The organism is Magnetospirillum sp. XM-1 (assembly GCF_001511835.1).
Lineage (GTDB): Bacteria > Pseudomonadota > Alphaproteobacteria > Rhodospirillales > Magnetospirillaceae > Phaeospirillum.
This window is the reverse complement of the sequence record NZ_LN997848.1, coordinates 3,775,768-3,797,313: the sequence shown is the minus strand read 5'-3', so window position 1 is coordinate 3,797,313 and position 21,546 is coordinate 3,775,768. Positions and strand designations below refer to the sequence as shown.

Annotated in this window: 14 protein-coding genes; 2 read left to right on the top strand and 12 right to left on the bottom strand. The window is 61.2% G+C overall.

Annotated elements, in window-relative coordinates:
• Positions 1–23 precede the first annotated feature (23 nt).
• Together XM1_RS17455 and XM1_RS17450 are read right to left on the bottom strand one after the other, a co-directional pair.
• Complete coding sequence (locus tag XM1_RS17455) at positions 24–689, bottom strand: hypothetical protein (protein WP_156428773.1); 666 nt, start codon at positions 687–689, stop codon at positions 24–26.
• Entirely contained in the window at positions 646–1,251 is a 606-nt protein-coding gene (locus XM1_RS17450) for a hypothetical protein (RefSeq protein ID WP_068435728.1), read from the bottom strand. The genes XM1_RS17455 and XM1_RS17450 overlap by 44 nt, the downstream gene beginning before the upstream one ends.
• A 56-nt stretch (positions 1,252–1,307) precedes the next feature.
• Between XM1_RS17450 and XM1_RS23560 the strand changes: the two genes are divergently transcribed.
• Complete coding sequence (locus XM1_RS23560; protein WP_369816008.1) at positions 1,308–1,613, top strand: helix-turn-helix domain-containing protein; 306 nt, start codon at positions 1,308–1,310, stop codon at positions 1,611–1,613.
• Positions 1,614–1,958: 345 nt separating this feature from the next.
• On the opposite strand, the gene XM1_RS17445 is transcribed toward XM1_RS23560, so the two are convergent.
• The 3 genes from XM1_RS17445 to XM1_RS17435 all read right to left on the bottom strand — a co-directional run bounded on the left by XM1_RS17445 (position 1,959) and on the right by XM1_RS17435 (position 6,443).
• Entirely contained in the window at positions 1,959–3,236 is a 1,278-nt protein-coding gene (locus XM1_RS17445) for a site-specific integrase (protein WP_068435726.1), read from the bottom strand.
• An 89-nt stretch (positions 3,237–3,325) separates the two neighbouring features.
• Positions 3,326–3,808, bottom strand: a complete 483-nt coding sequence (locus XM1_RS17440) for a helix-turn-helix domain-containing protein (RefSeq protein ID WP_068435724.1) — start codon at positions 3,806–3,808, stop codon at positions 3,326–3,328.
• Between the two features lie 349 nt (positions 3,809–4,157).
• Positions 4,158–6,443, bottom strand: coding sequence for an ATP-binding protein (locus XM1_RS17435; RefSeq protein WP_068435722.1), 2,286 nt, complete (start codon positions 6,441–6,443; stop codon positions 4,158–4,160).
• Between the two features lie 261 nt (positions 6,444–6,704).
• Between XM1_RS17435 and XM1_RS17430 the strand changes: the two genes are divergently transcribed.
• On the top strand, positions 6,705–8,504 hold the full coding sequence (locus tag XM1_RS17430; RefSeq protein WP_068435720.1) for an ATP-dependent endonuclease: 1,800 nt from the start codon (positions 6,705–6,707) through the stop codon (positions 8,502–8,504).
• 819 nt (positions 8,505–9,323) lie between these two features.
• Here XM1_RS17430 and XM1_RS17425 read toward each other — a convergent pair.
• The 7 genes from XM1_RS17425 to XM1_RS17395 form a co-directional block, all read right to left on the bottom strand.
• The gene (locus XM1_RS17425) at positions 9,324–10,562 is read right to left on the bottom strand and encodes a benzoate/H(+) symporter BenE family transporter (protein ID WP_068435718.1); all 1,239 of its coding nucleotides are present in this window, start codon (positions 10,560–10,562) and stop codon (positions 9,324–9,326) included.
• A gap of 94 nt (positions 10,563–10,656) precedes the next feature.
• Positions 10,657–10,956, bottom strand: a complete 300-nt coding sequence (locus XM1_RS17420) for a hypothetical protein (protein ID WP_156428772.1) — start codon at positions 10,954–10,956, stop codon at positions 10,657–10,659.
• Between the two features lie 38 nt (positions 10,957–10,994).
• Complete coding sequence (locus XM1_RS17415) at positions 10,995–13,100, bottom strand: site-2 protease family protein (RefSeq protein ID WP_068435714.1); 2,106 nt, start codon at positions 13,098–13,100, stop codon at positions 10,995–10,997.
• 2 nt (positions 13,101–13,102) lie between these two features.
• Positions 13,103–14,413 (bottom strand): efflux RND transporter periplasmic adaptor subunit, encoded by a 1,311-nt coding sequence (locus tag XM1_RS17410; protein WP_068435712.1) that lies wholly within the window; start codon positions 14,411–14,413, stop codon positions 13,103–13,105.
• Entirely contained in the window at positions 14,410–15,153 is a 744-nt protein-coding gene (locus tag XM1_RS17405) for an efflux RND transporter periplasmic adaptor subunit (protein WP_068435710.1), read from the bottom strand. Before XM1_RS17405 ends, XM1_RS17410 begins: the two co-directional genes overlap by 4 nt.
• Positions 15,153–15,380 (bottom strand): hypothetical protein, encoded by a 228-nt coding sequence (locus XM1_RS17400; RefSeq protein ID WP_068435708.1) that lies wholly within the window; start codon positions 15,378–15,380, stop codon positions 15,153–15,155. The genes XM1_RS17405 and XM1_RS17400 overlap by 1 nt, the downstream gene beginning before the upstream one ends.
• A complete protein-coding gene (locus XM1_RS17395; RefSeq protein WP_068435706.1) occupies positions 15,377–21,541 on the bottom strand; it encodes a putative Ig domain-containing protein in 6,165 nt (2,054 codons plus the stop codon). Before XM1_RS17395 ends, XM1_RS17400 begins: the two co-directional genes overlap by 4 nt.
• Positions 21,542–21,546: the final 5 nt, after the last annotated feature.

The following is a 21,546-nucleotide window of genomic DNA, read 5'->3' as shown; positions in this document are numbered from 1 at the left end:
TTTCGCTAATATTCAGGCAGGGATCAGGCGTGAGTATTGACCGGCCCGCCGCTAATCGTGACCCTGGCGGTACCTCCGTTGGACATATTGCTGGGCAGCCAGGGCTGGATCTTGGCGCCCCATGAACCGGCATTATCCAGGGATTCAATGCCACGCAGTCGTGCTTCTCGGTTCGCCATCCGGCTCAGCAACTCCCAGCGATGCTTTGTCTTCGTTGGGTCAATCGAGACCAGGGCCATCATCGTCCTGATGGCCGGATAGGCAGAAAGGTTCTCCCCCCTGGACCAGCGAGACGCTGCCGATTCCTCGCGGCCCAGGGTCAAGGCAATGGTGCGAAGATCCGGCGGAGCGGGCAGAACGGCGTCAAGGTGATCGACAAATTCGCTGACAGTGGGAAAGGCGAGCGGCAGAACAAGATCCTGATCGGTCGCGAGGAAGCGAGCCAAAATGGCCCGTGGCGGGGTAACTAAATGTGCGAGGCCCTCCACGCCACTGTCGGCGCGCAGCCTACCAACAGCGTTTTGAGAGAGGCCGAAAATGCCGAACTTGATCGGTGATGGCAGAGGCAGATTGTCGATCGCCGACAGGAGAATATCGGCGGAGACGGGGCGGTCAGCAGGGATAAACATAGTGTAGGTTCCTTGATTAGTGGGTTTGGGTAATTGTGGTGGTCTGGTGTTCGAAAGCATCGGTCATGGCCTCGAATGAGGGCCTAGCCAATGGTCGGGAGTCAGGGCGGAAAAAGTGTCCACCAAGAAAAGTGCCGCCGCTCCAGCCAGAAAATGGCAGGACCAGCACATGGTCCACGACGCACCGCAACAAAGGCGGGATGTCGCGTCCGTCCCGCGCGCCCAGTTCGATTGCCAATCGGCCGAACCGACTTTCGGCATAGACGTCAACGAACGTGTGGGAATCGCGAATTGGTGCGCGGTGTTCTTCGATGATCATTGAAAGCGGATCGATAGCTGCGGCCAGCGACAAGCCGAGGAGGCGTAGGCGACGGTGAAGGGGGCCTTCCTGTCGGCGCACGGCGGGTAGTTCGGCCTCATCGATGCCAACAGGGCACGGAATGGCGAAAGGAGCGAACCGGATCAGCCCTGCTGTGAGGCACATGGAAAGCAACTGGGCATCACACCCAGCCCGGATGCCGCCTGTGGCAGTTTTATGCAGAATGTCCGGCAGCCAAAGGTCCGGGCGACGGCTGAGCCAGGGTTCTGGTGGAATCGGGGGGTGGAAATTGGATGTAAACATCGTCATACTCCGTCAGCGCTAATGTCTTGTGGCATCAATAGTGCCATTTTGCGCCAATGGTGTCAATGCTGTTTTTTGTGGATCTGCAAATGTGGATTTCGCCGGAACAATGCCGCGCTGGAAGGGCTCTTCTCGGTTGGTCCCAAGACGAGTTGGCAGAGCGATCACATGTTAGTAAGCGATCGATCGCTGGCTTCGAATCAGGGGCTAGAGCAGCCCAGCCGCGAACGGCGCTAGATCTGCAGCGAGCCCTTGAGGCCGCGGGTATTCATTTCTTGATGAATGACGCTGATGGAGGAGTCGGGGTGAGGTTCTCTCAGCCTTCTCCGGAGCCAAATGCGGAAACCAAGGTTTCTGATTAGGCTTTCTCAGTCTCTTGTCGAGCGCATTTCAATAGTTATGAGCCCGTCCGCTGGGAAGCCGACGACCCGGCTGATGCAACAGGAATTTCCGGACAAAAATTGTCCGGTTTTCATAATGTGCATCGATCTAATTGATTGAAAAATAAGAGGTAGATGGTGGGCGATGCAAGGATTGAACTTGCGACCCCTCCCGTGTGAAGGCGGCGATAGATTGTAACTTCAATCCCTTACGTTTTTTTGCAATGACCGCAGAGTGCCGTTTAGAGCCGTGTGTTTACCTGGTTTCGGGACAATTGTCTCGATTCGATTGCTCGGGTATTCCTTGATTTCCGGACAATGGTGATGTCAGGCGGCCGCATCCTTGGCCAGGAGGAGGGCTGTCGTGGGCTGCCAGTCGATCCGCTGAATATGCTCGTCCAAGGCCACCGCATCGGCGACGTCGGCCGCCGCAGTCAGGTCGGCATGGGCATAAGTGCGCCTCAGCGTTGCGGCAGAGGTATTAAGGATCAGAGCGATATCCTCGAACGCCTTGCCGCTCTGGACCATCCAGGAGACGAAGGTATGCTTCATGATGTGACCAACCACATCTTCGCTCGGGTCGACGCTCTTCAGGCCAGCCTTCTCGATGGCGACTCGTACGGACTTTTTCACGTTACCTGCGCAGCGGCCGCGAAATTCAATGACATGGTTGGAGCAAGCCACCTGCCGAGCATTCCAAAGCTCCCTGCGGATTTCCGACGTCATTTGGATCAGCGGGCGCTTCTTGTTGTTGTCAGTCGCAACTTGGCCGAAATCGATGAGGTTTCGATCGAAATCGACCTGATCCCAGCGCAGTTGTTCAATTGCTTCCTTCCTGGCGCCAGTCGCCAGAGCAATACGGAAAAACAACCGGATATGGGGCAGGTGGCAACTGGCGATCAGCTTGGCTGCTTCGGTCTTGGTCAACCACCGGATCCGGGCCCGGGCGCCAGACACAGGCATGGTGAAGGCCGGGGCTTCGACACCTCCAAGCCAACGGATGCGGTCATCTTTTTCGGCCCAGCGTAAGGCAGCGCGCAGGATTACCAATTCTTTTTCAATTGTTGCGTCAGCAATTCTGCGGATAACTTGGCCGGTGGATCGCCGGGAGATGCCAGCGTCCCGGCGGCGGATGGCGTATTCCTCGACCACCGATTGGCTGATGTGCCCGGGCCGCAATGGGCCAAAATATTCCTTCAAATGCTTCATGACGAAGCGATCATTGCCGATAGTGCTGACGTCGGCTTCCGCTCGCTTGGAGGCGAAGTCGGCCTGAGTATGTGCTTCGGCTTCGTCAACCCCCTGTCTCAGCAGGGCGATCCTGGTCTCGCCATAAACCGAGCGATTTTTCTTCTTCTTCAGATCATTAAGGCGGCTGACCTCATATCCCTCAAGGATGTGTTTGATCAGCACATCTGCGTTCGCCGATGGAACGCCAGCCTTTGCGCGATGGCTTGCTGTTGCCTTGCCGGCTTCGTATTGCGCCAGGGCGCGCCGAGCCTCGCCTTCGTCGCGGGTGCCGCAGGCGATCTTCTGGCCTTCGTCGACGATGTACCAGCTGGCTCCCCTTAGTACGAGCCGCGGTGGCTTCGATGCTCGCCCCATGGCGGACCTCCATCATGATGTGAAGGCGCCATTGTAGCATGAATCAGATTTCAGGACAGATTTCAGGACAAAGTTTGTCCTGAAATGCGCTAAAGGCTCTTTCCGGCCCTGCGTCCCTCGGCGCCCAGGGTGAAGAAATCGGTCTTAAGGTGCAGGCGAGGGGAGGCGCCATGATGCTCCTCGATGGTGGCACAAGGAGGCTTCGGCGAATGCCTAGTCTGTGGCCGAATGCCCGGGGTGAAAAGACCATCGAGAAAGATGAGCCAGTCGCGACGATGAATTCGGTATTCGGTTCCGCCCGGCAGGATGCCAGCCCGCACGAGGCCTGCCTTGATCCATTCATACACGGTCTTACGCTGGACCTGAATTTCGTCAGCGGCCTGGCGCACGGTCATATATGTGGATGCCGCCGACGTTGCGCGGGGCAACTGGACCACGGCCCCAATGGCAGTGCCGATTCCAAAGCTGGCGGCGGGGTTCTCGGTGAACCGGACTGCCATCTGATGGCTTGAAAATGTCGGGCCGGACAAAAAGTGAGAGAAATAGGTCTGGGTTGTCATGATGAAATTCACATGCTGTCTCAACCTAATCAGTATGACGATTTGAATTTTGTTGGGCTAGTTCATCAAGTTGATGGCATGTGCTTTTCTGCACTGCAATTGTTCGGATGGGCGAAAATAGCTTTACCTCCAAGCCGGCGTCGCACACACGGCTCCGACCGCTTTGCGCCCATGGCGGACGCTCCAATGCACTGCGCCCGCTCTCAAGAGCGGACCTCATACCTGGACAATTAGAAGATCAGAAGGGATGCGGCGGATAGCTGGCAGCCTTCACGGCAACCGGGGCAAGTTGTCGGGTCGAGAGTCGCCTGTCTGCAATTGGCCCCATCGGGACTCCCCGCCCATTGAAGCCGTTCAAATACTATTGGGATAGAAGGGGCGCGAAAAGGTTTTGGATTGCGGTGTCGTCGAAGGGTTCGTTCTCCTGCTTTCTGCGACCGATTTCGGGTGCGTCAGCGGTTGTGATTTCTTCCTCTATGGCCTCGATCCGCTCTTTTACGATCTTTTCGGCCCGTGCGATGACAGATTCCGGGACCCCTGCTCGGGGACCAAGAACGCCCAGATAGCCCATGTGGTCGTTTAGCGTGGACTCTGAATCCAACTCCGCAACGCGGTCAGATATTTCCTCAATTTCGCGGACGATGGCCCGGTCCATGGCTGCTATAATGTTCGGAGAGACGATTGTTCGATGCTCCTCAATCACGTCGGAGATTGTCTGCAGGTCGTCCGTTCCTATGTAACCGTTGAGCAAGCCGATGAGACCGGCCTCTAGGTGCCCAATCATTTCCTCGACAAAGGGAAACCCTTCGAAGTAGTCTGGGGCGGGCAGCTCGCGCAGGAGTTCAATCATCTCCGCTCCGTCCCGCCATGCGTTAAATCCGCCCGGAGGGCTTGCCGCCAGTTTGACCGCGAGAACCGCGAACTGGGTTTCGTCGCTGGCCGACCACCAAGCCAGAAGCAGCTTGAGCCGATCGATGATCCCTAAATCCGACAGGATGAATGAGTTGGGCTTCCCCGAATTTGTGCCCCACATCCTGATGGTCGGGAAAGTTTCGGCCAAGGACTGGAATGCAAGCGCCAATTCTCGCCGAGCTGAGGCGTTGGAACTGTCTTTGCTCCCAAACTCCCAGACCGCTTTCGCGTAATCAGCTTTCTGCGAAGCGCGGGCAATCTCTCCCAGCAGTACGTAGTCGCTCAAGTACTCCGCCATATAGTCGCGGACTGAAGGATTTATGTATCTGATCGACCTATCGCTGATATTTATGAAACCGCCTTCCAGCGTCCGTATTGCCTCCTCAAAATCTTTGGGGTCGTGCGCAACGCCGTAGCGTGCGCACAACGCCGTGTGGAGCGGATCATAGGCTTGCCGGAGCGTATCGCGCTTCACGCCGTACTCAGAGCAGAAGAACATCGCGAAAAGAAGGTGACGACACTTATCATCGATGTGGGTTCGAAACGCATTGTCCCACAACCGCGAAGGATTCTTGAGCGTGGTCAGGAAGGCGTTCGCATAGTCGTTTGGCTCGACATCCTGGATGTGAATGGCGTCGGTCATCCATTCGATGATACGCGGATTGTAGTTCCTGTGGTCGACGATCTCGGGAATTTTCCCGCTGCGGATGAGCGCCTGCACATGCGCGATCGGCGTGCCTGCGACGACGAGATGATTGTAGAGAATTCGCGCCCGGATACGTCGCGCATAGACGCCCACGTCCAGCACGTACTTGGTAACGTCGAGGCGGTGGTCGGCGAGGTTCTCAGACAGCCGCCTTGCGTCTTCGAAAATGTAGGCTCGTGTCGTCAGAATGAATCGGGCGTTAGGCGACCTGCGCACCCGGTTCATGAAGCGCGTGAGGTCCGAATCTTTTGAGGCGAGCGCCTGCTTGTCGAGGGCGATCTTTCCAAGAAAATCGTCGAAAAGAAACACCTGCTTCTTGGTGTCGATAATGGCGGCAAAGCCGTCTTCAAGGCTACGGATGGGTACGAGCTCCCAGTCTTGGCCGAGATAGGCATAGGCGATCATTTCACCTAGCGTGGTTTTGCCTACGCCGGGCGGTCCGGAGATGATAAGGAGATGGTGTTTTTCCAGCCTCTCGGACGCCTCCGCGAAGCTGGGGTTTTGGACATAGACCTTTAGCTTCGCCTCGATCTCTTCTTTCGTGATGGCGACGTAGGCGTGCGATGCGGATCGTACCACCCGGTCGAGAATGGCGGCACTGGACAGCCAAAGCTTGATATGAGCCTTTTCGATGCTCGGAAATTTGCGAAGCAGCGCCTCTAGATCGTCAGGGCCGAAGATATCGCTTTCCGACATAAGGGCCGGACCGATTTCACTGGCGAGCGACGCCTTATTCGCAGGGGTCAGCGGCCGTGAGGTGGCCAGCACATAGCGCGAAGGCCCAAGTTTATCGATCGATGCGCGCTCTTTTCGCATCACGGTCTTAAGCGCGGCGAAGGTCGAACGTTCCATGTGCTTGGACTGGAGAACAATCGCCCCCTTGGCAGCGGCTGGGGCGTGCCGTCCATCGATCCCACCGTCCGGCCCGGCACAGAACGCCTCGAAACGAACACCGAGTTCCTCACCGATCAGATCGCGCGCGAGATCTTCGAAGTCTGCTCCGTTGAGGGGGGAGAAGTTTCTACTCAAGCCTATTCATCTTTCCCGTCGGGATTGTAGCTTGATGTTAAGCCCGTGAGCGCGCGTGGATCTAGGTCTTTTAGTCGGTTGCGTGAACTGCTTGTCCGGGAGCCGACCTTCGCAGTGTCTGCCGACCACTCATTCCGAACCTGTCTCGCAGCAAGCGGCCCGAAGCCGTGCGCCCACCATGACATGCCCGTTCTTCGTAGGCAGTTTTTCCGTCTTTTGGCATACTCGCCATAAATTAATTCCACCGTAGGGGTAGGTCAGATGAAGGTCCGTCGGGTCAAAATAAGAAATTTCCGCTCGGTCCAAGATGCGGCCTTCGATCTCTACGACTACACCATGCTGGTCGGCGCCAACAATTCCGGCAAGTCGACGGTCGTAAATGCCCTGCGGGTTTTCTACGACGATCTTGCATGGACGTCCGGTGACATGCCGAAAATACCAGGCGCCGACGAGGAAGCGTGGATCGAGGTCGAATACGTCCTGACCGCCGATGAATACGCCTCGCTTCCAGCGAAATACCAAGCAGGACCTCAGGTGTTGAAGGTCCGGAAGATACTGAATTCTGAAAAGGAGCCCAATCGGGTCAAGGCCAAACAGAGCAACATCTACGCCCATCTGCCAGACGGGACACTCGAAGACACTCTGTTCTTCGGCGCCAAGAACATCAGCCAGGCGAAGCTCGGAAGCGTGATCTACGTCCCCGCCCTCAGCACACCGGGTGAGACCTTTAAGGTGTCCGGCCCCTCGCCATTCAGGAGCGTCATCTCCTTCCTGCTCAAGAGGGTGGTCGAGAGCAGCAAGGGGTACGCCGAGCTCGGCAAAGCGTTCGCCCTCCTGAACGAAGAGGCCAAGGGCAAGACCGGATTTCTCACGCAGCTGTGCGACCCCATGAACACTGCCCTTGAGAAGTGGGGTGTGAGCATGGTGATGGACGTGAAGCCCGTCTCGCCGGAAGACATTGTGAAGAACCAGATCGAACACGCCTTCAGGGACTCAACGTTCGACGCGAACCTTCCCATCGACCGCTTTGGCCATGGCTTCCAGCGGTCGGTGATCTACGAACTCATCAAGCTTGCCCCGCGCTTCCAGGACGGCAAAAAATCCGAAAAGAAGGAGTTCGACCCTGACTTTACCCTCGTCCTCTTCGAGGAGCCCGAGGCGTTCCTGCACCCCAACCAGCAGGAGACCATGTCCCACAGCCTTCGGCGGCTGGGCGCCGATGGCGAACAGCAGGTTCTGGTCACAACCCACTCGCCGATCTTCGTCGGCAAGGCAGCGAACGACTTGAAGCAAATCGTAAGGCTTGTCCGGGAGGGCGGCGTGAGCAAAGTCTTTCAGCCGGCGGAGACCGGCTTGGAAGAAATTCTCACCGGGGCGAAGAAGCTACGGGACACCTTAGATGCATTCGTGAACGACGGAACCATCGACGAGACAAAGAAGAAGAAGGCCCGCAAGCTCGTGGCCGCATTCCCGGCCGAGGAGGTGGCGGTCCAGGAGGACAAGTTCCGGTTCCAGCTTTGGCTCGACGGCGAGCGTGCCGCGGCGTTCTTCGCGGGGCGCGTACTCATCTGCGAGGGAGCCTCAGAGAAGGCCCTACTCAACTACCTTCTGGAGAACGACTGGTCCGACCTAAGGGAGGCGGGTCTGTTTGTCCTGGAGGCCCTCGGCAAATACAACTTCCCCCGTTACCTGCTTCTCCTTGAGGCTTTCGGTATTCCCCATGGAGTACTGCTGGACGGCGACGCCGATCAGAACGAGCACCAGGCCATTAACGACCTCATCCATTCGCTTCAAGGGAGCCATACGATCGGCATCCACAAGTTCGACCTCGACCTCGAAGACTTCCTGGGCACCACAAAGCCCGGCAACGACCGGGACGACAGGAAACCTATCGAGATCATCAAAGCCATGGCCGCAGGCGACATCGACGCAGCGAAACTGGCTGCATTGAAAGGGATCCTCGCAGGAATCTGCGACATACCCCTGCCTAAGGCAGGGGCCCCCACCGAGGCCATCCCTGCACCAAAAGCGGAGGGAATGCTCGCCGACGTGGTCGCCTGAGCCACGGAAACAGGCACACCACCGCCCAGACCTGTTACCGGGCAATCCTAGGCAGAGTGACACAAAACCTGTTCTGAATGACCCAGGACCCAAATGGGGCGCCTCAGAACGGGATATCCTCGGGGGTGCCGTCGGCCATGGGCCGGGCAGATCTGGCCTCGATTGAGCTCACCGAAAGCAGCGATGCAAAGGAGCCCTAGGTCTGATTGACCCCGGGCGTCGCCGAAAGCAGGCATTCCCCTTCCGGCCAAACCAGGGCATCGGTGGGCGCGCTCGGTCTTCGGGCTTGGGAGGGCGGCTATGGCGCAGGGGAGTCTTCAGGATCCAACAGAGTTTCATTTAGGTCTGGCAGGGGGGCCTCCTGGCATGGATCATTGATCTGGTTGTCCTCACTATTCGGCTTGGGATTAAGACGCGCATCATCCAAACCCCCAATGAATTCGATTCTTTCGGTTGTGATCTCAGCCTCATCTGAGGCCATTGCATGAGCGAAAGCGGCCTCGACGGTCGCAGCCATTGGTCCTGGCACATGCGGTTCCGTAGTCGTGTCGGGAATGCGCTCTATGGAATGGCCGGCATCTTCCTGGCGGGTTGACAGCCACGGGCTGTCGACGACCTGAATGAGTGCAGAGGGGTGGCAGGCGAGCATATGGCGATGCCCATGACAATCACCGTCGAGACACCGATTTTCATTCGTCTGATCAGCTCTTCTCGCAGCTGGCCACCTCACATGGAATGACCATCTATGAAGCTGCGGCGTTGTTGAATATGAGGCATGAGATGGCCGTCAAGCGGCTCCCACGCGAAAGGGCAGCCCAATCAGGCTTTGGCGGCAAGCTCGGCAAAATCGTGCTGCTCCATCATTGAGGAGACTACGAATCCCGCCACCAATCCCCAGAATGCAGCCCCGATATTCAGCAGGCTGATGTCGGCGACTGTCACCAGCAAGCTGATCAGAGCGCCCAACGTGAACTTACCGGCACCGAAGGATGAGATGAACGAGCCCTGCAGCACTCTCAGCATGGCAAGACCTCCCAGCACCATGATGTATTCCTTGGGCGTAGCCAGCATCAATCCGGTGAAGGTAGGCGCAAAGATGCCGAACAACACGCCGAGCAAGCCGAACGCCAGGGCGGCGGTATAGTGCCGATGCAACTCTCCCGACGAGATCAACAGGGCGTTGGTGGGACCGGTCAGGCAGCTGCTGACCGCGCCGACCAGGGCGCTCAGCATGGCGCCCACCCCCGACATGAAAGCGATGGTGTTGACCGGGGGCTCGTGCTTTCCGGTGCGCAGCACCGCCACCCCTTGGCCGTTCTGTACGACCAGCACGGTGATCGCCAGCGGCACCACCAACTCCACCAAGGCCGCCACGGAAAAGACCGGAGCCTGAATCACTGGATGGGCGATGGTGAAGGTCCCCAGCGTCTCTGGATGGAATCGCCCCGAAACGGCGATGCCCAGCGCGCCGGCGACCAAGGCGCCGATCACCGGGGGAAAACGCCGCCCCCAACTGGGAATAGCCGATAACAGAATGAAGGCGGCGACCATCGGCACGCCGATGAACGCGTCGCTATGAACCGCCCGCACCAGATCCAGACCAAAGCGCAGAAAGACGCCGGCCACCATCCCCATGACGATGGGCATGGGCAGCAAAGCCATCAGCCGCTTCACCCAGCCGGTGGCCCCCATCAGCATGATGACCAGACTGGTCGCGTAATAGGCGCCCACCACCTCGGCGATGCTGAGATGGTGCAGAGCCTGGCCGACCAGCACCGTGCCGGGAATGGTCCAGGCGAAGCCGAGGGGCATGCGGTAACGCCAACTGAGCACAATGGTGATCAGGCCGTTGATGAAGAAGACCCCGAACACCCATGAGGCCAGTTCCGCCTGGGTCAGGCCGCCTCCCATTCCCGCCGAAAGGATGATGGCCACGGGCCCGGTGGCGGCGAAGATGAAGCCGATCAGGCCATTGGCGAAATAGGCTGGGCCAGTATCGGCCAGGATCTCAGAGAATCCACCAGCCTTCGCATGGGGACGATCAAGATGCATCAGCATGTCTGCTCCCTTGCTCTCTGCCCCGCTAATGGTCTTATTTCTCACCATTTCGGCTTAGGCCACAAGCTTTGAACCAATCAAAGGGAGCCGTGTGTCATTGCTCTCCGGCAGCGATTTTCAATCGGGTGATCGCCATTTCAAGTTCGGCAGCGATCTTGCGACGCTGATCGGAAGCCTTGGCCTCCTTCAACCGTCGCAAAGTGCCCTCGGCCTCGTTGAGTTCCTGAATGGCTGCTGCCGCGGGACGGGTCGCCAGTTGCAACTTAACCGATGAAATTTCTGCAGCCTTGCCATCCTCATAAGCCTTGTCGATGGGGGCATTCCCCTGCGCCATGGCTACAGGAGCAAGGGCCAGAAATGCCGCCATGGCGGCCAGATTGAGTAACTTGCGCATCATTGGTCTCCCAGATCTGAGTTGGTCATCTTGACAGCTTACGCCCCCCATTCCCGGACCAGCACCACCAGGGCCGAGCGGCCGGCGCGGCCAATCAAGCTTTGGCCCTGGCCGCTGATCCGGACATGACCGATCAGCTTCATATCGGGCGCTGTACCGTCGAGGCGGATCGTGACGCGGAAGAAGCCGCCCTGGGGTACCAGGGTCTGGCCTGTCGCTCGTACCGGAATATCGCCGCCATGGAGCGAGGCCAGGGCCGGATCGGTCAGGACCTTGACCGGATTGCGGTCGATGGTCAGCACCGTGCCGGTCATGCCGGCATGGTCTAGGCCGTGGGGAATGAAACGGGCCTCGTTGCCCGGCTTGATTCGGTCCAGATCATCCTCGGCCACATAGGCGATGGCGATGGTCGGACCGTCGGCGCGAATCAGGCCCAACTGCTGCTTGGGCGACAGCCAGGCGCCGGGCTTGAGATCGGGCAGCGGGTCGAGGAAGAGTCCGGCATGGGGCGCGGTAATGGTCAGGCGCTCGGCTTCGGCGTCCAGGGCCGCCTTCTCGGAGCCGAGCCGCGACAACTCCTCGGTCAGGGCCGACAGGCGTTCGCGGCCGAAGGGATCGAGCTTGACCGCCTCCAGCTCGGCGGATTTGCCCGCCAGCCTTGCGGCGGTGATGGCGCGTCTGGCGTCGATATCGGGGGCGACGAAGACCAGCAGCTTGGTCCCCGCCGCCACATGCTGGCCGCGCTCGACCAGCACCGTTTCCAATCGGGCCGGCGCGGGCAGGAACAGCGGCGCGTTGATCTCGGCGGCGACCGAGGCCGGAGCCTCGATGCGGGTGCGCCAGGGAATGATCGCCACCACCAAGGCGAGGCCGATTCCCAGTAACGGTCGCTTCCATCGGGAGTTCTTGAAAATGCCGTCGCGGCGCTTGGCCCATTCCTTGACCTCGTTCCAGATGGGCAGGAACACGAACCAGCCGATCTCGACAGCGAACAGCAGCACGCCCACCGCCTTGATGAAGAAGTGATAGACCAAAGCGGCGATGCCGAGGAACAGCACGAGGCGATAGATCCAAACCGCCATCGCAAAGACAACCATGGCCCGCAGGCGGCCTGGGTTCATAGCTTCCGGCGGTGGCTCGCCCAGATCGAACAGCGCTTCCCTCAACCACCACTTGGCCATGGCGAAGGAACGCGGATGCAGGTTGGGCAATTCCAGGGCGTCCATGGCCAGGAAGTAGCCATCGAAGCGCATGAACGGACTGAGATTGATCGCCAGGGACGACACCCAAGTGAAGGCGGCCAGCACAAACACCGCTTGGCGCATGCCACCATCGGGCAGGAAGGCCCAGAGTAGGGTGGCCCAGGCCGCCACCGCCAGCTCGGCCAGTATGCCGGCCGAACCGACAAGCAGGCGCTGACGCCGCGACGCAAGGGTCCAGGTCTCGTTGACGTCGGTATAGAGCACCGGCCACATCACCAAAAAGGCGAGGCCCATTGTCGGCACCCGGCACCCGAACCGCTTGGCAGTAAGGCCATGTGCCAGTTCGTGGATCACCTTCACAAATGACAAGGCGATGCCGTAGCTGATCATGCCGCTGATGCTGAGTGTATCGACCAGGGTGGTGGTGAAGACATCCCATTGCCGCACCACCAGCATCAGGCCGAGCAGCAAGGCTCCCATGGTGGTCCAGCGGAACCAGACACTGCCCAGCCACGCCACCAGCGGCAGCATCATTCCCAGAAACCGGTCGGGCCGCACCAGCGGAATGCGGAAGAACAGGTAATGGTGCAGCAGCCAGTTGAACACCGAATGCTGTTCCGCCGCCGCCTGCTCGGACAGCCGCAGTGTGTCGGCGTGGCTGCCCACCTGGGTCAGCTGGTTGCCGAACAGGAATTTGGCGACATCCACCACCTCGTCCTCGCTCATGTCGATGGTGGTCTCGGTCCGCACCGATTCGGCCACCTCGCCGGCGGTGCCGCCCCAGCGGCTCAGCGCCTCGAAGGCGGCCCAGCCGATGCGGAAATAGCGATTGCGCACCGGATCGCGGATGGTCCAGGTCGGCGATCCGTCCAGGCTGGCCGGGCCGGGATGCAGCGACAGCTCGTCTCGCAGGGCCGGCAGCATCGTGGCGGCGGCGTCCATGGCTACAGGCCCATGACAGTGCGTATGACCGCCAAGGGCCGTCGCGCCAGCCAATAGATCAGCGCCACCCGGTGACCGTCGAGCCGGGCGGTGCCCTTCAATCCCAGCCGGGGACCAGCCTCGCCCTTGGCCAATTCAGCCCGCACCCGATGGCCCAGCGTGCCGTCGGGCTGGGGGATGGCTTCATAGGTGACATAGAGCAGCTTGGCCGACACAGTCGATAGCGGATCGGCGTTGAGGAACAGGCTGACCGGATCGCCCTTCTCCAGCGCGATGACATCGGCGGGCGCCAGCCAAGCCTCCACCTCCACGTCGTTGGGCGCGGCCACCGCCAGCACCTTCTCGCCCACATTGACCGGGCGGCCCTGCCATTCGGCGGGATCATCCAGCACCGCCACGCCCCCGCGGGACGCCTTGACCTGGGAGCGATTCATCAGATCTTCGAGTTGCGCCGCCTCGGCGCTCCGCTCCTCAATACGGGCGCGGATGATGGCAAGCTGCCCCTTGGCCTTGGAATCGAAGAATGCCTGCTGGGTCGCCTGATCCAGCTCGGCCTGGGCGGTGGACAGCGCCTTCTTGGCCACCTCCAGCTTGCCGGTGAGCGTGGTGCGGTCCAACTCGAACAGCACATCGCCCTCGGCCACTTGCTGGTTGGGCCGGACATGCACCTTTTCGATGACGCCCTCTATAGGCGAGCGGATCACCGCCGGGTCGTGGGCCACCACCTCGGCCGGAGCCAGCACCGACAGGCGTACCGGAAACAGCAGGGCCAGGACGATTCCTACCGCCAGCTTGAGACGCCATTTCGGGATGGCGATCAGCCTAGCCCGCCAATGAGCGATCGGGGATGGCCGGTGCAGCACTGCCCAGGCATGGCCGTAGAAATCCGAGGCGCGGGTCAGCAGGGCGATGTCCTGATCGCCCCATTCCTCGTCGCGGGCCAGCAACAGAGTACCAAGCCGTTTGCCGTCCCGGTCCTTCAGCGGCAGCAAGAGGGCATGGGGCGGCAGCCATTCCGACCATTGCTCGGCATCGGCTCCCTCCAGATCAGCGGGACCGGCTTGGCGCACGTCATCGGAGGCTAGACGCTTAAACACCCACTCCAGCCAAAGGGTGAAGGGTGCTCCGCTCTCGATCCCGGCGACGCCGGACACCGCCTTCAAGCCCTCACCGTCCATGAACAGCGCCGCTTGGCGATAGACCGCCAAGGCCCGGCTGTCATTGACCACGACGAAGCCCAGCTCGGTGGAATTGGCCGCCCGACGGGCGTGTTCCTCCAGGCCCAGCAGAGTGATGAGCGGGTTGTCGCTCATGGTGCCGGCATCTGCACTCTGCCGGTCATGCCGGCGATCAACTCGGGATAGTCGCCCCGCACTTCCGCCACCACCTTGACCGAATGGCTGACCGCGTCGACCTTGGCGCCGATGCGGGCGATCTTGGCGGGATAGACCTTCTTGACCTCGTCCACTGCCACCTGGACCACCAGGCCGGGCTTGAGGTTACGCACCCAGCCCGACGGCACGATGAATTCGGCTTCCAGGGTCGAGTCGTCCAGGATATCGAGAATGGGCTGGCCAGCTTGGACATATTGATGGGCTCTGGCCTTCTGCTCCACCACTCGGCCGGAGAACGGTGCGGCGATGCCGCATTTGGTGGCGACGGCGCGGGCCGAGTTGAGCTTGGCCTGGGCCACGGCGGCGTCCGACGCCGACTTCTCGGTCTCCAATGTGCCGGCGGAGTTCAGTTCCAGCAGGCGCTTATGCACCGACTTGGACTTCTCCGCCGCCCCCAGCACCGCCTGGGCCTCGTCCAACTGCGCCCGCTGGATGACGCAGTCGAAGGCGACCAGTTGCTGGCCCTCCTTGAAGCGGTCGCCTTCCTTGACGGCGATGCGGTCGATCTTGCCCGGCAGTTCCGCCGATAGGGTCGTGAACTGCACCGCCACCAGTTGGACCGGGATCACTGGCTCCTGTGCTGCCACCCCGCAGGACAGCAGGCACAGGGCCGGAACCGCCCATCCCAGGCGATTCGGAGAAAAAGGCAACGTGATCATCACGGCGTAATCCCTAAAGCGGCAAAACAGTCCGGATCGCGGAGAACCGATTCCGCCACCGTCATGCGTCGACCGGTATTGATATCCACCAACCGGGCATGGTGCGGCAGGCCGGGGGGCTGGAAGATCTCCTCGACCGTCCAGACCGATCCCCACAACCCGACCTTCTCGAAGCGGTTGCCGGGTTCCAGAACGGTATTGGCTTTGCGCAGTCCCAGCATGGTCATGCCCACCGCGCCAGACGGGCCATGGCCGCGTGGCGACCGGCCTGCTTGAGTTGCTGGGAGAAGGCAAGCTTGCCGCTACGATGGATGTCGCCACTGCGCTGTCCCTGCGGTGCCGGGCGTTCTTGCTCTGCCGGTTTGGTCGGAGCCTCCCCGCCATCCTTGACGGCGCCGCCGCCGACCTGGATACGGAAGGTTGTGGCCACCTCGTGCCCGGCACTGTCACGGGCCACCACTGTTACCGACAGGGTTCCCTTGAAGCCGGGCGGGGCCTCGCCGACGAAGGCGCCCTTGGCAGGGTCGAACAACACCCAAGCCGGCAACGGCCGACCATCGGTCAGCTTGGCAGCCAGTTGGACGCCGGCATCGGCATTGGTATGGCCGAAGGCATCGTTGGGAATGGCGAAGCTGATGACGTTGGTGTTGGTCACCTCGACGGTGGGAATACCCTTGGCGACGAACAGCGAGCCGTCCCGCACGGCATTGACCGAGGGCGCTCCCAACGACACCTGGAAGCCGCCGCCGCTGGTCACGGGAGTTCCAGCAGCGATACCGGCATTGCCGCCCTGGCTCCCTTGGGCGAAGGCGCCATTATCCGATACCGCCGCCCGGATCGACGTAATCAATGCCGGTCCCTCGGACGGCGGAGGAGGAGGCGGCTTGGGAGCCTCGACGACCGGCGGCGGAGGTGGCGGAGGAGGAGGTGGTGGTGGCGGAGACGGATTGTCATAGGTGAGCGTCATGGTGGACGATGCCGTCGACCCTGATGAGTCGGTCACCGTCACCGTCACCGGAATGGAGCCGCTTTGTCCCTGGGGCGGGGTGCCTGTAAAGGTTTTGGTGGTCGGATCGAACCTCACCCAGGACGGCAACGGCGTGTTGTTGGGCCCTTTGGCGGTGTAGGTCAGGGGGTCACCATCGGGATCGCTGAAGGTGCCGCCGGGGATCGGCGCCGAGCCGCCCTTGCCCAAGGCTCCAGAGATCGTCGGTGAACTGACGGTGGGCTGATCGTTGGCGTTGGAGATGTATTCCCGGAAGGTGGTGGATCTGGCGCCGCCATTGCCGTCCGAGGACGTTACCTTGAGGTCGATATAGGACAAGCTGGAGGGCGGGTTGCCGGAGAAGGTCCGCGTCGAGCCGGTGAAGCTGAGCCAGGACGGCAGGGCGGTACCATCCGCCTGAGTGGCGGTATAGGTCATGGCATCGCCGTCGGCGTCGTTGAAGACGTTGGCGTTGAACTGGAAGGTCTTGTTCCCCGCCCCGCTCCAGCTCTGATCGGTGATGGCGTTGGCCACCGTCGGGGTATCGTTGGCGTTGGTGACCGTCAGGTTGAAGCTGTTGGCCACGGTGGAGTTCTGCGGATCGGTGGCCGTCACCCGGATGGCGAAGGTTTGGCCGTTGACCGAGGCCGGCGGATTGCCGGAAAACGTCCAGGTCGAGGCATTAAAGCTGAGCCAGGACGGCAGGACGGCACCGCTGCTCAAGGATGCGCTCAGGCTCACCGGGGTGCCGTCGGCGTCGAAGAAGGTGTTGGCCGGAACCTGATAGGTCCAGGTTCCCGAGCCGTCCTTGGTCTGGGCGGCAATGGCGTTGGCGACCACAGGCGCGTCATTGGTGGTGTTCTGGTCGATGGAGAGCTGGAACGACGAGGCGGCGCTGCCGCCATGGCCGTCATCGGCGGTGACCTTCAGCGCCACGCCGGGCGCCCCCCAGGGGGGATTTCCGGAAAAGGTGCGGGTGCTGGCGTCGAAGGACAGCCAGGACGGCAGGGCCGAACCATCCACTTGCGTGGCGGAATAGGTCAGGGTGTCGTTGTCGGCATCAGTGAAAGTGTTGGCCGGAACCTGATAGGTCCACGACCCCGGCCCCGACATGGTCTGCCCCGTCAGCCCATTGGCCACCACCGGCGCGTCGTTGGAATTGGAGACCCGAAGGGTGAAACTGCTGGACACCGCCGCCGCCGAGGGATCGGCCCCCGTCACCTTCAGCAGCACAGTCGAGACGCTGGACGGCGGATTGCCGGAGAAGGTGCGGGTATTGGCGTCGAAGGACAACCAGGACGGCAAGGCGCTGCCGTCGGACTGGGTGGCGCTCCAGGTGATGGTGTCGCCGTCGGCATCGGTGAAGGTGTTGACCGGAACCTGATAGGACCAGCTGCCGGAGCCCGTCATGGCCTGATCGGCGATGCCGACCGTAAGGGCCGGAGCGTCGTTGGCGCTGGCGATGGTCAGGCCGAAGGCGCCGGTGATGCTGCCGCCCTCGTTGTCATTGGCGGTGACCGTGATGGCATAGGTCTGGCCGTCGGCGGTTGCGGGGGGATTGCCCGAGAATGTCCAGGTTTGGGGATTGAAATGCAGCCAGGAGGGTAGCGCCCCGCCGCCAGTCAGGGTGGCGGACAGGGCCAGGGTGTCGCCATCGGCATCGATGAAGGTGTTGCCGGGAATCTGATAGGTCTTGGCCCCCGATCCGGTCCAGGTGGTGTTGGCGATGGCATTGGCGAGGACCGGGGCGTCATTGCTGGTGTTCTGGTCGATGTTGAGGCGGAAGGACGAAGAGGCACTGCCGCCATTGCCATCCGACACGCTGATCTTGACGTCCACCTGGGGAAGATTGTTGGGGGCGTTGCCCGACAGGACACGGGTGGCGGCATTGAAGCTCAGCCAGGAGGGCAAAGCGCTGCCGTCGGCCTTGGTGGCGCTCCAGGTCAGCGTGTCATTATCGGCGTCGGTGAAGGTGTTGGCCGGAACCGTATAGCTCAACACCCCCGGCCCGCTCATGGTCTGTGGCCCCAGCGGATTGGCCAGAACCGGCGCGTCGTTGACGGTGGTCAGTGTCAGGGTGAAGGTGGAGGCCACCGTGCCGCCATTGCCGTCATTGGCGGTGACGGTCAGATTGTAGGACCCGACGCCTGAGGGCGGATTACCGCTGAAGGTGCGGCTGGCGGCATCAAACGACAGCCAGGAGGGCAGCGCTCCGCCGCCCTGTAACGTTGCGGAATAGCTCAGCGCATCGCCGTCGGGATCGGCCGAGAAGGTGTTGGCCGGCACCTGATAGCTCTTGGCCCCCGATCCGGTCCAGGTCTGGTTGGGAATGGCGTTGGCCAAGGTGGCGGTATCGTTGGCATTGGCGATGCTGATGGTGAAGTCGTTGGTGGCGCTGCCGCCGCGACCGTCATCGGCGGTCACCCGAAGGGCGATGCTGGCGACGCCTGAAGGCGGATTGCCGGAAAAGGTCCGGGTGGCGGAGTTGAACGACAGCCAGGACGGCAGGGCGGAGCCATCCTGCTGCTTCGCCGAATAGGTCATGGCATCGGCATCGGCGTCGGTGAAGACGTTGCTGGCGAACTGGAAGGTCTTCACCCCGGAGCCCGACCACGACTGATTGGCGATGGCGTTGGCCACCACCGGCTGGCGGTTCACGGTGATGGCGAAAGTGGTGCTGGCGGTATCGTTAGCGGCGTTGTCGGTCACCTTGAAGACGAAGTTGTCGCTGGCGCCGCCCCCACCGCCATGGGTGTAGGTGATGTTACCAGCCCCCAGATCCGATTGCAGGAAGGTGTCGCCGTTGTTCAGCGCCACGCCACTCTTGTAAAGGGTTCCACCGGTGGGCTTGGTGATGACGGTATAGCTCAGGGTGCTGGATGCCTGCTCACCATCATAGGAGGACAGCTTGGCGTTGGAGATGGTCACCGACTGGCCTTGGACCACCGTCGCGCCCTCGTTGATGGTGACGGTGGCGGCATCGTTGACATTGGTGATGGCGATGGTGAAGGCCTTGTCATAGGTCAGGCCGCCCTGGTCGGTGGTCCGCACTGTCACGCTCTGGCTGGTGGCGGACTCGTAGTCCAGATTGGCCCCGGCCTTGACCTGTAACTGATTGCCGACGATCTGGAACTTCGACGTGGCGCCGCCCACCAGCGAATAGGTGAAGGTGTTGCCCGCATCCTGGTCGGTGCTGGACAGATTACCCACCACTGTTCCGGCGGCGCTGTTTTCTGCCACCGAAGCGGCCGAGAGGGCGATGTCGGTGGGCGCCTCGTTGACGTTGGTGACGGTGATGGTGAAGGCCTTGTCGTAGAAAGCCCCCTGGGAATCGGTGGTTCGCACCGTCACGCTCTGGCTGGTCGCGGTCTCGTAATCGAGACCCGCTCCGGCCTTGACCTGCAGCTGGCTGCCGACGATCTGGAACTTGGTGGTGGCCCCGCCCACCAGCGAATAGGTAGTGCTGTCGCTGGTATCGGCATCGGTGGTGGACAGAGTACCGACCACCGTGCCAGCGGCGCTGTTCTCGGCCACGCTGGACGACGACAGGGCAATATTGGTCGGCGTGTCGTTGATCGAGGTGGAGACCACCGTGGTGGTGGCGTTGCTGGTAGTGGTGATGCCGTCATTGACCGCTACGGTGAAGGTGGTGGTCTCGGTCGAGCCCGGCACCACCCGGTTTGCGGTGGGGGTGAAGACCAAGCCGCGAATCGCCGTGGTCGCCGCCGCTGCCGTGCCGGTGAAGGTATAGGCGCCGCCACCCGAATTGCTGAAACCGTTCAGGGTGGTGAAGCTGCCCTTGGCCGCCGCATCCAGGGTGACGGTCACCGTCTCGGTCTGGGCCGGTGCTCCCGTATCGGCGATGGTAACGCCACCGAACGGCGACACTGTGGCGGTGTCGTTGACGGTCTGCCCTGCGCCAGCCCCGGTGATGGTCGGCGCGTCGTTGACGGTGATGGTGAAGGTCTTGGTGGCCGTGGCGGTGCCGTCGCTGACCTGAATGCTGAACGTGTCCGTGCCAGTGTATCCGGCTGTCGGCGTGTAGGTGATTGTTCCGCCCGGCGTGATGTCGGTGCTGCCCGATGAGGCGGTGGCGCTAGATATGTTCAAGGCGCCGTGGCTGGGCCCGCTGCTTTGCGTCCAGGTCTCGGTCTGGCTGGAATCGCTGTCGCTGACATGCAGATAAGATTTCAGATCCATCGCCGAGGCGCCGACCGCTACCGTCACCGATTGCGACGTACCGCCGACGAAACTCGGCGCGGTATTGGGATTGATGGCCCGCGATCCGGTCGCCGACCCGCTGCCGTTAATCGAGTTCCACGTCGAGTCAAGGCCAACGACTGAACTTATGTAGAAGGTTCCGGCATAGGTCGGCACGAAATCCGTAGTGGCGGTCTGAGGATTGTTGCCGACCTTCATGGTCGCGCCGCCACCGCTTATGGTTGTCTTGAACGGGTATGATGGATTTGCGAACCCGTCGTAAGCCGGAGCCGGCGAGGACACGAAATCCTGGGTTCCGACGAGAAAGACGGTTTGTCCGGTGTTGGGGCCGGCGCTGTACTGGAAGGATCCATTGAACTCGACATGGTAGGACTGAGTGGTTGAATTGGTATTAAAATAGAATGAGTAAGAACCGTTGATGTTGGCCCATAATGTTCCGTTCCAGGCGTAAACGAGCGTCACGCCAGTTCCCATATCAAAATAAAGGGCCGTCAGATCGTGGCCGTAGCCACTGAGGGCACCGTCATCGAGCGGCGCCCCCCGGTCGATGACGCCGGTTTGGTATTCCAGTGACCAATTTCCATGAATGCCGGTTACATCGGTCGAAGCGGCGACGTCAGCGCCGGTGGCGGCGGCTAGATCGTTGATGAAGGCCTTGCCGTCACCGTCCCCAGCGATGTCGCAACCATACAGAAGCAGATCGCCCCCAGCCTGCAGCGCATGGCCGATCTGGGCCAGTTCGGCCTGGATGGTCGTGTCGGACAGCATCGACTCGGTCAGGACATCGGCGCCGACCTTCACCATGCCGTCGTTACCGTGCGACAGGATGGAAATGCTGTCATAGCCGGAGTGGGTCTCCGCCCACTTGGCCATCTGGGCCAGACCACTCTGGCCACCGTCGATCTCCTCGATCTCGATACCCGGCTTCACCGCCGCTTCCAGGGTCTTGTAATCGGCCACCGAGGTATCGACGAACACCACCTCCTTTTTGCCACTGTTCTGGGCCGGATCGGCAGTCTTGAGCTCCACCGGGGCAGGAGCGTCTGGAATCAGCGCCTTCGCCGCAGGATCGGGGGCGGCATGGGCAGCGTCCGCCACTGCCGCCCCGTCGAACATCCAGCGCGGCTCCAGGGCCATGAGCCCCAGATCCATCTTCCGACGTTTGCGCTTGATGGGACCCATGCTTC

Excerpts from the sequence above, each read along its gene's own strand:
- XM1_RS17455 (WP_156428773.1), bottom strand. The coding sequence starts at position 689 with ATGCTTTCGAACACCAGACCACCACAATTACCCAAACCCACTAATCAA.
- XM1_RS17450 (WP_068435728.1), bottom strand. The coding sequence starts at position 1,251 with ATGTTTACATCCAATTTCCACCCCCCGATTCCACCAGAACCCTGGCTC.
- XM1_RS23560 (WP_369816008.1), top strand. The coding sequence starts at position 1,308 with ATGGTGTCAATGCTGTTTTTTGTGGATCTGCAAATGTGGATTTCGCCG.
- XM1_RS17445 (WP_068435726.1), bottom strand. The coding sequence starts at position 3,236 with ATGGGGCGAGCATCGAAGCCACCGCGGCTCGTACTAAGGGGAGCCAGC.
- XM1_RS17430 (WP_068435720.1), top strand. The coding sequence starts at position 6,705 with ATGAAGGTCCGTCGGGTCAAAATAAGAAATTTCCGCTCGGTCCAAGAT.
- XM1_RS17425 (WP_068435718.1), bottom strand. The coding sequence starts at position 10,562 with ATGCTGATGCATCTTGATCGTCCCCATGCGAAGGCTGGTGGATTCTCT.
- XM1_RS17420 (WP_156428772.1), bottom strand. The coding sequence starts at position 10,956 with ATGCGCAAGTTACTCAATCTGGCCGCCATGGCGGCATTTCTGGCCCTT.
- XM1_RS17415 (WP_068435714.1), bottom strand. The coding sequence starts at position 13,100 with ATGGACGCCGCCGCCACGATGCTGCCGGCCCTGCGAGACGAGCTGTCG.
- XM1_RS17410 (WP_068435712.1), bottom strand. The coding sequence starts at position 14,413 with ATGAGCGACAACCCGCTCATCACTCTGCTGGGCCTGGAGGAACACGCC.
- XM1_RS17405 (WP_068435710.1), bottom strand. The coding sequence starts at position 15,153 with ATGATCACGTTGCCTTTTTCTCCGAATCGCCTGGGATGGGCGGTTCCG.
- XM1_RS17400 (WP_068435708.1), bottom strand. The coding sequence starts at position 15,380 with ATGACCATGCTGGGACTGCGCAAAGCCAATACCGTTCTGGAACCCGGC.
- XM1_RS17395 (WP_068435706.1), bottom strand. The coding sequence starts at position 21,541 with ATGGGTCCCATCAAGCGCAAACGTCGGAAGATGGATCTGGGGCTCATG.